Consider the following 14,878-nt stretch of genomic DNA (forward strand, 5'->3'; position numbering starts at 1 on the left):
AAATAATTGCGTAGATACATAAATATATAAAAAAGAGCACAGCCCTTTTGATACGGTCCAAAAGGTGTTGTGCTCTTTCTTATTTAAAACAATCATCACTGCTCTTATATCAAACAATTGTCACTTTACAAGGTCTCCGTAGCAAGAAGGCCTTCTGTCTCTAAATAGTCCCCATGAAGATCTCATCTTTTTAATCTCTTCAAAATCATACTCGGCATAGATAATCTCTTCCTTGTCGCGACTTGCTTTGGCGATAACATCGCCCGTCTGATCCGTAAGGAAGCTGCTTCCGTAGAAGCATAACGAAGACTTCTGACCGCCGTTTTCCTCACAAGGCTCAACATCCTCTTTTCCGATTCTGTTTGCTGCGGCAACGGGTATGATATTTGCAGCGGAATGTCCCTGCATCGTTCTCATCCAATGGCCTGAACTATCCACATCAAGAATCGGTTCCGAACCGATCGCTGTAGGATACAGGATAATATCAGCTCCGCCAAGTGCGAGGCACCTCGCTGTCTCAGGGAACCACTGATCCCAGCAGATTCCGACACCGATATTTCCGGCGAAAGTCTTAAATACTTTAAAGCCTGTATTTCCGGGAGTAAAATAAAACTTCTCCTGATAATAGTGATCGTCCGGAATATGAGTTTTTCTGTAAACTCCGACAATCTTGCCGTCAGCGTCTATCATCGCAACGGAATTATAAAAAACATTCTCATCCTTTTCAAAAACGCTTATCGGCATGACCACTTTGTTTTCCTTGCAGAACTCACTAAAATACTTAACTGCAGGATTATCAAGAATCGGAACCGCAAGCTCATAGTAGTCATATCTTCTCTCCTGGCAGAAATATTTTCTTTCAAAAAGCTCTGACAAAAGAATTATCTTTGCGCCGTTATCTGCCGCTTTTTTAGCAAGCTCTGCGGCTTTCTTTATACTGTTTTCAACCTGCTCTTTATCGGACGCACATGGCGCTCCGCAGGCGTATTGGATACATGCAACTTTCGTAAGTGACATCATCCCTCTCCTTTATTTGCATTCTTAATTATCACTCTATTTATGTATATCAAGTAGCTATTTATGACTATTATCCACGCGGTATTTGCTGCGTGATACAGTGAATATTTCCTCCGCCGAGCAAAATATCCCTCGCGGGAATTCCAATCACTTCCCTACCTGGGCACAGCTTCTTAAGTATCTCCAGCGCCCTCTTATCGCTGTTCTCATTCGCACCGCCAAACATCGGAACAAGCACAGCGCCATTTATATAGTAGTAATTGACATAACTCGCAGCAAGTCTCTCACCGACCTCGCGGAAATCCTCGCCCTCTTCAAACTCATAGTTATCAAGGTCTCTTTCCGTGATCAAAATACGATGATCCGGGATTGGAAGCTTGTGGATCACAATCTCTCTGCCCTTCGCATCCTTCTGCGACTTAAGATATTCATAAGAGGCAAAAGAAAGCTCGTACTGCGGATCGTTCCTGTCATCCGTCCACGCAAGCACAACCTCACCGGGCGCCACAAACGCGCACACATTGTCGACATGCTCGTTGGTCTCGTCGTTGTAGATTCCCCTCGGAAGCCACAATATCTTTTCCGCTCCAAGATAAATCTTTAACTTCTCTTCTATCTCTTCTTTGGACAGCGACGGATTCCTTCCCTTACTCAAAAGACAACTCTCCGTCACCATAACCGTTCCTTCGCCGTCGGAATGGATTGATCCGCCCTCAAGAACAAAAGGCGCAGCGTCATAACAGTCATAGCCCGCATGCTCCATAAACTTACAAGCAAGCGCATCGTCCTTATCCCAATCGGCATAGAGCCCATCATACTCTCCGCCCCATGCGTTAAAGCTCCAGTTGATGCCTCTGACCGATCCGTCTCCGTCAACAACAAAAGTCGGTCCGACATCCCTTGCCCAGGCATCGTCCGAATCTATCGCAATTACTTCTTTTCTCATGTCAAACTCAGAACGAGAAAGACCTGTCGCAGGAAAAAGACTCTCCAAAAAACCGCACGCCTCATCATAAAAATCCGAAGAAACAGCCAAAAAAAGCTTCTCCCTCTTCATGATCTCGGTGTGGATCCTGCCGAAAGAATTAAGCGCTCCGCTCCTGTCTTTTCCCCAGCTTCCGGGACGAGTCGGATATATCATAAGGGTTCCTTCATGCTCCGCAAACTCCGCGGGCATAAAGAAACCGTCTTTGTCAGGTGTTGTATGTAACCTCTTCATATATGTTCCTATAAATCACAATCTCATCTTGAAGTCGTCGTAACCAAAGCGCTTAAGCACCTCAACCTCGCCGTCATCATGCATTATATCGATATCGGGAAGCGGCATTCCGTTAAAAGTATTGTTCTTGACCATGCTGTAGATCGCCATATCCTCAAAATACAGCCTGTCGCCGATTCCGATCTCTTTATCAAAACTGTAGTCGCCTATAATATCCCCCGCAAGGCACGTCCTCGACGAAAGCCTGTACGTATTGGCAAGCTCTCCCGCTTCACCGCTGTCACGAAGCGGCGGCCTATACGGCATCTCAAGAACGTCAGGCATGTGACAAGCCGCCGAAGTATCAAGAATAAGCACAGGATACTTCTCCGTCTTAACAATGTCCATCACGGTCGTCACAAGAAGTCCCGCGTCAAGCGCGATCGCTTCGCCCGGCTCAAGATAAACATCGATACCGTAAGTATCTTTTATCCTCTTAACAAGCTTAATAAGCCCTTCTCTGTCGTAATCTTCCTTGGTTATGTGATGTCCGCCGCCAAGGTTGATCCACTTGATCTTGCCCTCTTCGCCTTTTCTTGTAGGGAAGAATCGTTTAAAAGAGCTTTCGACTTCAAGAAATGTCTTTTCAAGCGGCTCAAATCCCTGTTCGCACAATGTATGGAAATGAAGCCCCGAAACGCCCTTGGGAAGCATGTCTCCAAGATCCGTGTTTCTTATTCCGAGCCTTGACCCCGAAGCACACGGATCATAGATCTCATGCCCTTCCTGCGTGCTGTACTCGGGATTTATTCGAAGCCCCACAAAGAGACGTCCGTTTTTGACATTCTTCTCCCAGACTTCTCTGTGATGCTCAAGCTGCGTAAGTGAATTAAAGACCATGTGGTCGCAGATCTCACACAGCTCCTTTATCTCATCATCATTAAAAGCAGGCTCAAAAACATGATTTTCGATCTTGCGCTTCCCCTTTAAAGGTTCAACCATCTCTTCTTTTGCAAGCCTTGCTTCATATAACCCCGAAGCCGTAGCTCCGGACAAATACTCACCTATCATAGGATAAGTCTTATATGCGGAAAAAGCCTTCTGCGCAAGAAGTATCTTGGCACCCGACTCTTTCTGCACATAGCTTAAGATCTCAAGGTTTTCTTTTAATTTCTTTTCATCAATTACATAAGCAGGAGTTGTGATCTCCGATATCTTCATCCGTTTTCTCCCAGAGTTTCAATATGCAGTCAAACCGCTGCTTCTATGCACGTAGCGTCAATCCACAAGAGCGGGATTCTCATCAACCACCCAAGGAAGTCCGTACTCATTAAGCATCTCCATGTAAGGATCGGGATCGAACTCATCCGTTGTGTATACACCGGGTTTCTTCCACTGTCCGTTAACAACAAGAGCAGTTCCGATCATCGCAGGCACACCTGTTGTGTAGCTGATAGCCTGGCTTCCGAGCTCCTTGTAGCATTCCTGATGATCACATACATTGTAGATGTAAACTGTCTTTTCTTTTCCGTCCTTGATTCCGCGGAAGATACAGCCAATATTTGTCTTTCCGACTGTTCTCGGTCCAAGGCTTGCGGGATCGGGAAGAAGTGCCTTTAAGAACTGGATGGGCACGATTTCTTTTCCCTCAAAGTTAATGGGACTTGTTGAAAGCATTCCGACATCCTCAAGGCAACGCATATGATCAAGATAGCTCTGACCGAACGTCATGAAGAAACGGATTCTTTTTACCTCGGGGAAGTTTCTTCCGAGAGCCTCGATCTCCTCGTGATGAAGAAGGTACATGTCCTTCTCTCCGACCTCAGGGAAGTTGTAAACTCTCTTGATCTCCATGGGCTTAGTCTCAACCCAGTGTCCGTCCTCCCAGTAGCTTCCGTTCGCACTAACTTCGCGAAGGTTGATCTCGGGATTAAAGTTGGTCGCAAAAGCGTAACCGTGGTCACCGCCGTTGCAATCAAGAATATCGATAGTGTGAATCTCGTCAAAATAATGCTTCTTGGCATAAGCGGTAAATACGCTTGTTACGCCGGGATCGAAGCCTGTTCCGAGAAGGCCTGTGATACCTGCCTCCTTGAACTTATCCATATAAGCCCACTGCCAGCTGTAGTCAAAATAAGCTGTGAAACCCTTTTCCTTACAGCGCTTCTCGTAAATCTCGCGCCACTTCGGATCATCCGTATCCTCAGGCTCATAGTTGGCTGTGTCGATATAATCAACCTTGCACTCAAGGCAAGCGTCCATGATAACAAGATCCTGATAAGGAAGCGCAACGTTAAGAACCGCGTCAGGCTGATACTCCTTGATAAGTGCGATCAGCTCATTCACGTCATCGGCATTAACCGCCTTTGTTGTGATCTTTACGCTGCTTCCGCTCTTTTCGATCTTATCTTTTAAAGCGTCGCACTTGGAAACCGTGCGGCTTGCTATGCAAAGCTCCGTAAATGTCTTGCTGTTCTGACAGCACTTCTGTATTGCAACCTGTGCGACTCCGCCGCAACCAATAACAAGTAATCTGCTCATATATGCTCCTTTCTTATTAGATAACACGGATTGCTCCGCGCAAAGCGCTCTCGCAATCCTAAAAACATTCGGAAACCATGGGGCCCCTGCCCCACTAATTCCTCATGTTTTTCAGGTCATGAAGTAATTCGCCCACTTACAAGCAAGCTTGCAGTGGCCTCTTACTTATGACCGTGTTATCTAGACATATCCTCCTCTTCCTGTAATAAGTCTTCTACGTACTTGGGCAGCATGAACGCTCCCTTATGCAAATGCGTGGTGTAGTACCACGTCTTGATTCCTCTCTCATCCCATCTGTCAGGATTGAAATCCTTGAGCGGATGGTACTTCTTGCTGGCAAAACCAAAGAGCCAGTAACCTGCGGGGCATGTGGGGATATGCGCCTGATAAACCCTGTTAACCGGGAATACTCTGAACGCCTTCCTGTGCATCGCTCTGCAGCTCTCCTCGTCCTCATCGTAGAACGGACTTCCGTGCTGATACACCATGATGCCGTCGTCGTGAAGCGCCTTGTAGCAGCTTCCGTAGAACTCCTTGGTAAAAAGACCTGCCTCATGGCCAAGGGGCTCGGTCGCATCGTTGATTATAAGATCATACATATCCTCGCACTTACGAAGATACTTAAGTCCGTCCTGATAATAGATATGAACTCTGTCATCCTCAAGTCCGATCGCATTGTCCGGGAAATACTGCTTGCAGACATCCACAAACATGTTGTCCGGTTCAACAACGTCAATTACCTTGATCTCCTCATAGTGAGTAAGCTCTCTGGCAACACCTCCGTCGCCGCCACCAAGAACCAGGACTCTCTGAACCTTGGGGTGAACCGCCATCGGGACATGAACAATCATCTCATCATAAGTAAACTCATCCTTCTCGGAAAAGATAATATTACCGTCCGAAGTAAGGAACTTGCCAAACTCAGGTGAGTCAAAAACGTCTATTCTCTGAAATTCGCTGCTACCGGAAAAGAGCTGTTTGCTGATCCTGATGCTGATCTTAACGTTTCCGGTATGCATATCGCTAAACCAATAATCCATCTCTGCCATTATCGATCTCCTATAAACGCAACTATATAGCGTGTCTATAAACTATTATATCTTTTTAATCATCAAAAATCACTTAAGCATGATCACTTGAGTACAAAAAGCTCGGAAATATCCTCACTCTCGGGCCCCTGCATGGAACAACCTTTTTCCCTTGCAGTCGTGATGTAGTCAAGTATCTCCTCCGTGATAACCTCACCCGGCGAAAGGATCGGTATTCCCGGCGGATAACACATAACAGACTCCGCACTTATCCTGCCGACTGAATTCTCGATAGAAACAGGCTCTTTTTCCGCATAAAAAGCTTCCTGAGGTGTCGCCTTAACAATAGGTGTCACGTACTCCGCAGAGAAAAAGCTCTGCTCAGGCTTGGAATAAAGTCTTCTGATATCGGCAAGCGCTCCCGCAAGTCTCTCAATATCCTGCAGCCTGTCGCCGATTGAAATATATGCCATGACATTGGACAGATCACCAAACTCCATCTGAATGTCATATTCATCTCTCAGAAGGTCATAGACCTCGATACCTGTAAGACCGATGCTTCTGGTATTTACGACAAGCTTAGTCTCATCGAAATCATATATGCTTCCGCCGTTAATAAGCTCATTGCCATAAGCGTAGTAGCCGCCGATATCGTTGATCTCTTCTCTCGCGTACTGCGCCATCTTGGTTACTTTGGCAAAGCTGTCCGCTCCGTTGAGCGCAAGATTTCTTCTTGAAATATCAAGACTTCCGAGCAAAAGATAACTTGCACTCGTAGTCTGCGTAAGATTCACAACCCTACTGATATATCCGACATTAGCACCTTCTCCGCACAAAAGAACCGAGCTCTGCGTAAGACTTCCGCCCGACTTGTGCATACTTATCGCTGCCATGTCCGCACCCGCAGCCATAGCATTTAAAGGAAGTCCCGGTCCGAAATACAAATGCGTTCCGTGAGCCTCGTCAACAAGCGCCTTCATGCCATTCTTGTGAGCAAGCTCGACGATTGCCTTAATATCTGAACAGATACCGTAATAAGAAGGATTATTAATAAGGATAGCTTTCGCATCCGGATTCTCTTTTACCGCCTTCTTAACGTCCGCAATCTCCATTCCGAGCGGGATTCCAAGCTTCGTATCAACTTTGGGATCGATATATACCGGAACCGCGCCGCAAAGAATAAGCGCATTGATCGCACTCTTGTGCACGTTCCTCGGCATGATGATCTTCTCGCCCTTTTTAACGGTAGAAAGAACCATCGCCTGAACCGCGCTCGTCGTTCCGTTGACCATCATGAACGCATGCGCTGCACCGAAAGCATCAGCCATGAGCTCCTCCGCATCCTTAATAACCGATACCGGATGACAAAGATTATCAAGTGGCTTCATTGAATTAACGTCTACACTGACGCATCTATCTCCCAGGAAACTCACAAGCTCGGGATTACCTCTGCCCCTCTTGTGTCCCGGAACGTCAAAGGGAACAACCCTCTGCTTACGAAATCTCTCTATAGCCTCGTAGACAGGCGCTTTCTTTTGTCTGCTAAGGTCCAACTTGCCGATCCTCCTACCAAATAAAACTTCGCGAGTAAAAGGGAGCGGTGCGAGTCTTCGCACTACTCCCCGTTAAAATCCAATTGTACAGTAAACTTATAATACTATATATTGCTTCATTATGAAAGTAAAAAATTTGTATACAATCTTTTATTTGGCAAGCGCTGAAAAAAGCCTTTTTTCAGCCTCCGATGAGCTTCATATATGAATCAAGCTCTTCGTCTCTAAAGCAGCAGATATACACATTCATAAGGATTCCCTCATGCGCCGTGAGCCACTCCGTTATCGCGGTAAGAGCGACCTCCGCTGCTTCATCCAAAGGATAGCCATACACCCCTGTTGATATGCAAGGAAAAGCAACACTCTTAAATCCGCCTTCCAGCGCTTTCTCAAGGCTGCTTGTATAGCACGAAGCAAGGAGCTGTGCATCCTCATCGGATCCGCTGTACACAGGGCCGACGGTATGTATGATGGCATCGGCAAAAGAAATATCGTAAGCACCTGTCACCTTGGCATCACCCGTATCGCATCCTCCAAGTGTCCTACACTCAGAAAGAAGCCCCGGTCCAGCAGCCTTATGAATAGCTCCGTCCACTCCGCCTCCGCCAAGAAGCGTATTATTTGCGGCATTGACGATAGCCGCCGCATGAACGTCCAAAACTCCGCCTCTCACGATAGTAATAAACGCGCTCCTGTCATACTCAAGGATCATATGTATCATATCCTTATTAATAACAATCTTTTTATCCCAAGGATTGATCATATATCCAATGCACTTAGGCCAGTTATCAATTGCTTCAAAAAGAGTCTTCACCGGCTGACCTATGCAGGCCGTGGGCTGGCCCTTATCTATCTCCTCTTTACTTGTAAAAAGAGGTATGAAATACTCACCGTTTTCATTCACGACAAGATGTCTGAATTTGATCTGAATATTTTCATCAGGGTCTGCGTTATCGCCGTCGCCTGATTTCCCTTTGCCGCTCATAATATTAAGTAGTTCCTCGGAAGCATCTATAGGAACCAGGAAATCCATACCGTTTACAATCCCGTCCGAAAGCACATCAAAAATGGGCTCCGGCGGAGAATCTTCGCCTGCAAAATAACAGTTGTAGATCGCACGTTCAAGTTCCTTTAAGTTATCTCCCATATTCCCTCCTGCATTTCGCTATATATCAATATTATAACGCATATTCGGCGGCATATTCACTATTTTTCGATACAGGCCGTTATCAGAATATAATACCAAAAGTATGCTTTTCACCGGTGGCTACAATTTCATCGCCCTGTGTAACTTCAAATGTAGCGCCGTCCCAGCCGTTAAGCTTTATTATTCCTTTTACTCCTGATGCATTATCGGTAAATTCAAGCTCTCCGTTACCCTTATCAGTAAATGAGCCCTCTAAGTCTTTTTCTCTGTAAAGAGCTATTTTGGCAACGTTATCTCCTTCCATTCCTTGTGTGATCACAAGAGTGCTGTATATTTCACCCGTTCCCTGGTCATCGACGTATGTGCCGTAAATTCCTCTCTCAGGCATTTTAAAGCTGTCACCGTTAATCTTGGCAAGCTCGTTTGCAAGGACGATACATCTGTTGTAAGTAAGATTTTCCATGCAGCCATTATAAAGAAGAGGGTATATTGTTCCGCTTTCTTCTCGTGGTCCGATATCTGCAATGATCACACTATCCTTCATCGAATTCCAAGTTCTCTGCTTAGCAAGAAGATCATCCTTGCCCTTAGCATCCGCGCTTTTAGATATCCTGTCCCAAAGACTGTTAAGCTCTGAGTCCCAAACAGTAAGTGACCAATTCGATGCCATATTCATGTCAGCCTGACCCACGGCTTTGGATGCAAATTTCCGATACTTATCCGCAACCTTTGAAACCGCATCTAACTCATCCTGAACAGAACTTGCTCCTGCTATTGCCGCATCCACGTCTTTCTTAATATCGGCGCTGTAATCAGCCATAAAATCCTTGGTGGGATCTACATCGGAGCCGGTAACCGTCTCCTTGGAATCGGATGACTTGCTGCTGTCAGCCGTTTCCTGCGAAGCCTCCGCAGCACTTGTATCGCTGTCTTCCGACTTCTCAACACTTGCGCTCTCACCATCAGCCTCAGTATCTGTGACGGTATTATCCGAAGCCTCAGCGTCGCTTGAATCCTGCGCTTCTGCATCCGCACCGGATTCCTGCTCTGTCTGAGTCTCATTCACCGTTTCAAAACCCGCATCATTGCCTTCTGCAACTTCCCCACTGCATCCGGCAAGCGTTAATATTGTAATCATCAATGCACAAAAAACTGTTTTCCTTTTCATAAGCGTATTCTCCTTGATTAAAATACATGTAACATTTATATAACATGATATCACATATCAAGAAAAAATCAATTTCCGCGCGGCTTTACAGCTTTCTATCAAGCTTAATACAAAAAACAGCCCCCTTTTTCAGGGGGCTAGGATACACATATTAACTATTAATTTTTAGGGGATAATATCTTTATTTCTTGTTTTACAAACTTGTTCCATTCATCATTAAGCTCATCAAGCTTTTCTTGCTTATGTTTGCCCAACATAGAAAACTGAATAGAATTAAATACCAGCCTCTTAATAGCACCCAAACCAATCAACTGTGAATAATATATTTCCCAGAAATCATATGCTAATCCGTTATAATTGAATATCTGCGGATCGTCGTTACAAATAACACAGTTGATCCCTCGTTTCATATATTCTGCAATCGGATGGATCCGCAGATCCTGAGTATATTTAAGTAACTGGTTACTGATAGGACAAACCTCCAAGGTAACATTTCTATGCCTGACTTCCTCCAATACATCCGGGAAATGATACAAGTTAACACCATGACCGATTCTTACAGAGCCTAAAGTGACAGCAGAGAAAAGATTCTTATTATCCGCCCAGCAGCTCTCTCCATCGTGGAAGAAGAAAGGAACATCTACCAGTTTTTCATCATCAAAAAAGGCTTGGGAAACATCATGGGTATTCCATCCGCGATCTTCTTCGCTAACCAGATCATATCCAACTATAAATGGTTCTCCATCTTCCATAATTGTATTTCTATAGCATTTAACCCAATCAATATCGTTTTTATAACCGGCTATTGTTTCCTCCAAAGACTTCTTCTTTCCTCTGCTCGATGTAACTATCAAACGTACGGAAAAACTTTTCTTTAATCCTTCAGCGTATTTTTTGGCTTCTTGATAAGCTTGATAAATAAGCTCAACTGATTCGAATTTTTCCTTGCCGGGATCATCAGGTACAAAAGCCTTTTCTGATAATTCATCATCATTTGACTCCTTAAGTATACTTGGACCAAATCGAAGTTCAACATGGTTTGTATTGTCACCTATCATCTTTAAGAAGGCACGCTTATAGTATTCATAATAAATTTTTCTTATACTCAAAACATGATATACTCTCTGGAATATCTTATCGAATTCATCCCAGATATATTTTTCTTCGTTTACACTGTTCTCTGAAATGGTCAGGTACGAAAGCAATTCTCTCTGCTCCTCTTTACTAAGCTCCTTGATTCTTTTATAATTGGTTGGAATTTCGTTTTTTAGATAAAAAACAGTATACTTATAAATCTTTCGAACTTTATCATCTTTATTATAATTAACAACAACGGCGCCATCACCTTGATTGTCATAATCCATGAGCAGTTTCCAAAAATCATCTGCACTTAGCGTAGAGCTAGTGTGAATATGGAGATTTGCGCCCTTTGGCATCCTCTGAAATGTTCCATAAAGCTTGTCTGCCCCAATCATATCCTTGACTTCATAAAACGGTCTCATAGGTGGGAAAATTCTTGGCGGATCATCTGAATCTCTAACAGCATAAACATGCTTATCACCTATGAGATCTTCCCTGATATTATTCATCAATGAATCCAGTTCCTGTTCCTCTTTTGTTAGATTCACTATATAGCCGTAATCGTCCTTCATATCATCATTTACTAAGTCATTGTACTTCTTTAAATACTCCTTATAAGTCATTCCCGCGTAGCCCGATGCAATCTTCTTACCATCTTTCATTGATTATCCTCCTTTTTAGATAAACATTTACTTTCCCACTTAAATTGATCATCAGGTCTTATACTATTTTAGACACCAAAAAAGCGATAATCCCTAAATGAATTATCGCTAAAAATTATTTCAAAAAATTGTGCATGATTGCGAAAACGAAAAACCGTATTTTTCATACAATCCGTCGTGATCCGTTGAAATACATTTCCTTTTTAAGGCAATGATCACCCCGGGCTTTAACTATAATGCCTTATCCTAAGCTCAATCCCCGTATCATCGGATAACCGCTTGCATTTCTCAATGTCTTCACCGGGAAGCACGTCGACGATCGACCACTTCACATCTTTTATCTTTCCCTTACATTTTAACGCAAAATCGATCATTTTCTCAAATCCATTTTCAAATCCTGGTCTTGTCACTTCCTGATACTTCTGCGTATCCGGCGCATTTAGGCTGATCGACACGCTATCGATAACCTCAGACAGCTCGGGAACTATATTGCGTCCGTTCTCCTCATTTCCAAGTCCGTTCGTATTAAGGCGAGTCTTAAGCCCCTTTTCTTCCTTTGCGATCTTAGCCGCCGCAAGAAGTGTATTCAAAGCACAGGTCGGCTCTCCGTATCCGCAAAAGACAAGCTCGTCAAATCCCGTAAAATCATAGTTTTTAATCGCATTAATAATCTCCTCTTTCGAAGGATTCTTCTCATGCCAAAGAGTATCGGCGCTTCCGACGCCATCCTTTAAAGACCTAATGCAAAAGGTGCAGCTGCAATTACACTTATTTGTGATATTCGCATAAACCGAATTCTTGTAAGTATATAAAATATCTGCCATCGTGAAATCTCCTTACGTCGTGTATTTTAAAACAGTCTTCTTTATTCCCGCGCCGTCAAATGCCGCTCCCGCGATGTAGAAAAAGAGTGCGCTTCCGCCCGACTGAATCAGGCTTCCCGAAAACGCCGATATGATCGCAGTCTTGCTTCCAAATAAGATCATCTCTGCAATGTAATAGCCTGTTGCCGAGATAAAAAAAGCTATGACAGGTGCCAGCAGATTTCGCTTTGATAAAAATCTCTTGCTTTTGCTTGAAAACGGTAAGACGATAAGCATCTTTATTATCATCGTAGCTATCGTCCACATAGGCGCTGTCAAGAGATCCGCGATTCCTCCGCCGAGTGCTCCCACAATAAGCGCATACGGAAAGGGCAAAAAAGCTGCCGCAAGGTATATCACCGAATCGCCGAAATGAATGTATCCACCATTCATACCAACCGGGATATGAAAAATATATGCCGTAAAGATAACGGTCATTGCCGTCATCATGCCCGTTAGTGCCATAAGCTTTGTCTTTGAGCCGGATTGTATGTTTTTTTCTGTCATAATAAAATCTCCTCCGATAAGTCTTTATAGTTTATTCAAAACCTTTTCAAAAGAAACTCCGTAATTTCTGTCGCTTTCTGTGGTCGCATCAATCGCTTCACCGATAAAATCCGCAGCAGCCGTTGTCGCAGCCACAGTATCTTTTCCGTTTAAGATATTTCCCATGAGAACAGCCGCAAACAGATCTCCCGTTCCGGAATAGCTTCTTTTGTTGGTCTTACATCGAATAACCTTTGCTTCGCCGTTAGAATAAACAAGATTGCATACCTCGTTTTCTTTTCCCGGAATACCTGTGACCACAACGTCCTGCCCGTCATTTGCTCTCACCTTAAAGGCAATATCCGCTATCTTCGCAATGTCTTTTTCCTCGGTAAAAGAAATGTCGGCTTTCTTTGGATCCTCCCCGGCAAGAAGGTACAATTCCGTAAGATTGGGCGTTATAACATTGGCCTTCTTCGAAAGCTCTTTTATCTTGGAAATAAGTCCTTCTGAAAAATTCGGAAAGCACTTACCGGCATCACCCATAACAGGATCGACCAAAAGCACTGTATCTTTTCGGTTAAAAGAATCTGCAAAATCCATGACGCTGTCGACCATCTGCTCATTTGGAATATATCCCGTAATAACGCCGTCGAAGGCCTCTCCCATCTTAGACCACTCTGTTTTACTGTGCTCTACCATATCTCCCGTATCGTGCATATAAAAAGACGGAAAGCCTGTCTGCGCAGTAAGAACAGCGGTAGGAACCGGGCAAACCTCAATACCCATCGCAGATAACACCGCTATGTCCGCGATAAGCGAGCATTTTCCAAAGCCTGACAGATCATTAATTGCTGCAACCCTCATATTCTCAAGTCCTCTCGTTATAATAGTAAAATATTTAAATGAAACTTTACTCCATTTCTGGATATAGAAAAATAGTCAATTTAAGTTTTTTTCTTATAACCAGTTTTTTGGGCAAAAAAACAGCGGAGAATAATACTACTCTCCGCCGCCTCTAGCTAACTAAGTTATTATATTATTTAAGATCTTCCATCTTTACTTCGCTTCCGCTATTGATCTTATCTGTAAGACCCTCTGAAGCTTCCTTGTCAGCGATCTTCTTATCTACTTCCTTCAAAGTAAGAGGTTTAAGGCCTTCGCCCTCAAGGAACTGCATAAATGCATTGCTGCTGTCATAATTGGAATCATCGTCATTAAATACGCCGTAATAGTACTCCCAAGTATTCCTTGTCTCATCGCCGGCATTCTCGATAATTTTTGAATATGTATATACGTTATCAGAGTCGTCTTCCAAAGTATTATTAAAATCAAAACTAAGGAAAGCATAGCTGTCATCAAGCTTGATATCCTGAGGAAGTGTATGTGTTGTTCCGTTAAACCTCAGATCTCCTCTGGGTGTTCCGGGTTCAACATATTCGCTTACATAAGCTCTGTAAATAAAATGATACTCACCGTCAGCGTCGATAAAGCTCTTATCGGTTGAGAAAGCGCCCCATCCGTCGTTTCCGCTTCCGAGAATAGCACCGTACTCATTTAATTCAACGGTGTATCTATCCCATGAATCCTTTGAATAAATAAGCTTGAGCGCGCCGTCATATTCCTTTACGACTACAGTAAGAGAATAAGGTACTTCTTCAGCGTTGCTAAAGTCAAGTGCAAGCTCTTTTACACCGTCCGCGCCGCAGTCAATGTATGAATATTTTACACTGTCATACTTAACATCCATACCGCTGTCCTTACTAACGGCATCGGAAATTGCCTGCTTAAGCTCATCGAGCGTACATTCCTTACCTTTGACATCACTTAGACTGATATACTCGCCAAAGTCATTCTCTGTATCTACAAGAACTTTTGTCTCGTTATTCAAAAAACTTTCATAGAGCGCTTCACCGCTCTTATCGGATGCCGAAGTCTGAGATGAAGTATCATCTGCAGTTTCTGCATCTTCTGTCTTTTCAGTATCTGTTTCGCCTGTGCCGGTTTCCTGTCCGTTCTCAGCTGTGATCTGCTCGGAATCAAATCCTGCATCTACGCCGGTTTCATTGGAACAAGCACATAATACCAAGCCACACGCGATAATTGCTGTCAGTGATCTAAGTTTCATTTTTTAT

General features: G+C 43.9%; 13 protein-coding genes. All 13 read right to left on the bottom strand.

The features are described from left to right. Window positions 1–120: 120 nt before the first annotated feature. The 13 genes from D6853_RS14265 to D6853_RS14325 all read right to left on the bottom strand — a co-directional run bounded on the left by D6853_RS14265 (window position 121) and on the right by D6853_RS14325 (window position 14,871). On the bottom strand, window positions 121–1,017 hold the full coding sequence (locus D6853_RS14265) for a nitrilase-related carbon-nitrogen hydrolase (protein ID WP_330542505.1): 897 nt from the start codon (window positions 1,015–1,017) through the stop codon (window positions 121–123). A gap of 70 nt (window positions 1,018–1,087) precedes the next feature. After that, window positions 1,088–2,236: an agmatine deiminase gene (gene aguA, locus D6853_RS14270; RefSeq protein WP_120658679.1), complete on the bottom strand. Its 1,149-nt coding sequence runs from the start codon at window positions 2,234–2,236 to the stop codon at window positions 1,088–1,090. Window positions 2,237–2,251: 15 nt separating this feature from the next. Beyond that, the gene (nspC, locus tag D6853_RS14275) at window positions 2,252–3,436 is read right to left on the bottom strand and encodes a carboxynorspermidine decarboxylase (protein WP_120658680.1); all 1,185 of its coding nucleotides are present in this window, start codon (window positions 3,434–3,436) and stop codon (window positions 2,252–2,254) included. A gap of 57 nt (window positions 3,437–3,493) precedes the next feature. Further along, window positions 3,494–4,756: a saccharopine dehydrogenase family protein gene (locus D6853_RS14280; protein ID WP_120658681.1), complete on the bottom strand. Its 1,263-nt coding sequence runs from the start codon at window positions 4,754–4,756 to the stop codon at window positions 3,494–3,496. 176 nt (window positions 4,757–4,932) lie between these two features. Continuing rightward, window positions 4,933–5,796, bottom strand: a complete 864-nt coding sequence (speE, locus tag D6853_RS14285) for a polyamine aminopropyltransferase (protein ID WP_120658721.1) — start codon at window positions 5,794–5,796, stop codon at window positions 4,933–4,935. A 92-nt stretch (window positions 5,797–5,888) separates the two neighbouring features. Further along, window positions 5,889–7,337, bottom strand: coding sequence for an aminotransferase class I/II-fold pyridoxal phosphate-dependent enzyme (locus D6853_RS14290; protein WP_120658682.1), 1,449 nt, complete (start codon window positions 7,335–7,337; stop codon window positions 5,889–5,891). A 181-nt stretch (window positions 7,338–7,518) separates the two neighbouring features. Then, complete coding sequence (locus D6853_RS15605) at window positions 7,519–8,484, bottom strand: macro domain-containing protein (RefSeq protein WP_120658683.1); 966 nt, start codon at window positions 8,482–8,484, stop codon at window positions 7,519–7,521. Between the two features lie 82 nt (window positions 8,485–8,566). Further along, entirely contained in the window at window positions 8,567–9,652 is a 1,086-nt protein-coding gene (locus D6853_RS14300; RefSeq protein ID WP_120658684.1) for a lysozyme inhibitor LprI family protein, read from the bottom strand. 158 nt (window positions 9,653–9,810) lie between these two features. After that, window positions 9,811–11,394 (bottom strand): hypothetical protein, encoded by a 1,584-nt coding sequence (locus D6853_RS14305; protein WP_120658685.1) that lies wholly within the window; start codon window positions 11,392–11,394, stop codon window positions 9,811–9,813. A 227-nt stretch (window positions 11,395–11,621) separates the two neighbouring features. Beyond that, window positions 11,622–12,218 carry a TIGR04100 family radical SAM protein gene (locus tag D6853_RS14310; RefSeq protein ID WP_120658686.1) on the bottom strand — a complete coding sequence of 199 codons (597 nt, stop codon included), beginning with the start codon at window positions 12,216–12,218 and terminating at the stop codon, window positions 11,622–11,624. A gap of 12 nt (window positions 12,219–12,230) precedes the next feature. Then, the gene (locus tag D6853_RS14315) at window positions 12,231–12,764 is read right to left on the bottom strand and encodes a TIGR04002 family protein (RefSeq protein WP_120658687.1); all 534 of its coding nucleotides are present in this window, start codon (window positions 12,762–12,764) and stop codon (window positions 12,231–12,233) included. A gap of 24 nt (window positions 12,765–12,788) precedes the next feature. Next, window positions 12,789–13,610 carry a pyridoxamine kinase gene (locus D6853_RS14320; RefSeq protein WP_120658688.1) on the bottom strand — a complete coding sequence of 274 codons (822 nt, stop codon included), beginning with the start codon at window positions 13,608–13,610 and terminating at the stop codon, window positions 12,789–12,791. Window positions 13,611–13,782: 172 nt separating this feature from the next. Next, window positions 13,783–14,871, bottom strand: a complete 1,089-nt coding sequence (locus D6853_RS14325) for a hypothetical protein (protein ID WP_120658689.1) — start codon at window positions 14,869–14,871, stop codon at window positions 13,783–13,785. Window positions 14,872–14,878: the final 7 nt, after the last annotated feature.

Origin of the sequence: Butyrivibrio sp. X503 (assembly GCF_003625475.1) — a bacterium.
Classification (GTDB): Bacteria; Bacillota; Clostridia; order Lachnospirales; family Lachnospiraceae; genus Butyrivibrio.

Bases quoted from the DNA above. Each gene is read 5' to 3' on its own strand.
- D6853_RS14280 (WP_120658681.1), bottom strand. From the start codon at position 4,756: ATGAGCAGATTACTTGTTATTGGTTGCGGCGGAGTCGCACAGGTTGCA.
- speE (WP_120658721.1), bottom strand. From the start codon at position 5,796: ATGGATTATTGGTTTAGCGATATGCATACCGGAAACGTTAAGATCAGC.
- D6853_RS15605 (WP_120658683.1), bottom strand. From the start codon at position 8,484: ATGGGAGATAACTTAAAGGAACTTGAACGTGCGATCTACAACTGTTAT.
- D6853_RS14265 (WP_330542505.1), bottom strand. From the start codon at position 1,017: ATGTCACTTACGAAAGTTGCATGTATCCAATACGCCTGCGGAGCGCCA.
- D6853_RS14320 (WP_120658688.1), bottom strand. From the start codon at position 13,610: ATGAGGGTTGCAGCAATTAATGATCTGTCAGGCTTTGGAAAATGCTCG.
- D6853_RS14300 (WP_120658684.1), bottom strand. From the start codon at position 9,652: ATGAAAAGGAAAACAGTTTTTTGTGCATTGATGATTACAATATTAACG.
- D6853_RS14310 (WP_120658686.1), bottom strand. From the start codon at position 12,218: ATGGCAGATATTTTATATACTTACAAGAATTCGGTTTATGCGAATATC.
- aguA (WP_120658679.1), bottom strand. From the start codon at position 2,236: ATGAAGAGGTTACATACAACACCTGACAAAGACGGTTTCTTTATGCCC.
- D6853_RS14315 (WP_120658687.1), bottom strand. From the start codon at position 12,764: ATGACAGAAAAAAACATACAATCCGGCTCAAAGACAAAGCTTATGGCA.
- D6853_RS14325 (WP_120658689.1), bottom strand. From the start codon at position 14,871: ATGAAACTTAGATCACTGACAGCAATTATCGCGTGTGGCTTGGTATTA.
- D6853_RS14305 (WP_120658685.1), bottom strand. From the start codon at position 11,394: ATGAAAGATGGTAAGAAGATTGCATCGGGCTACGCGGGAATGACTTAT.
- nspC (WP_120658680.1), bottom strand. From the start codon at position 3,436: ATGAAGATATCGGAGATCACAACTCCTGCTTATGTAATTGATGAAAAG.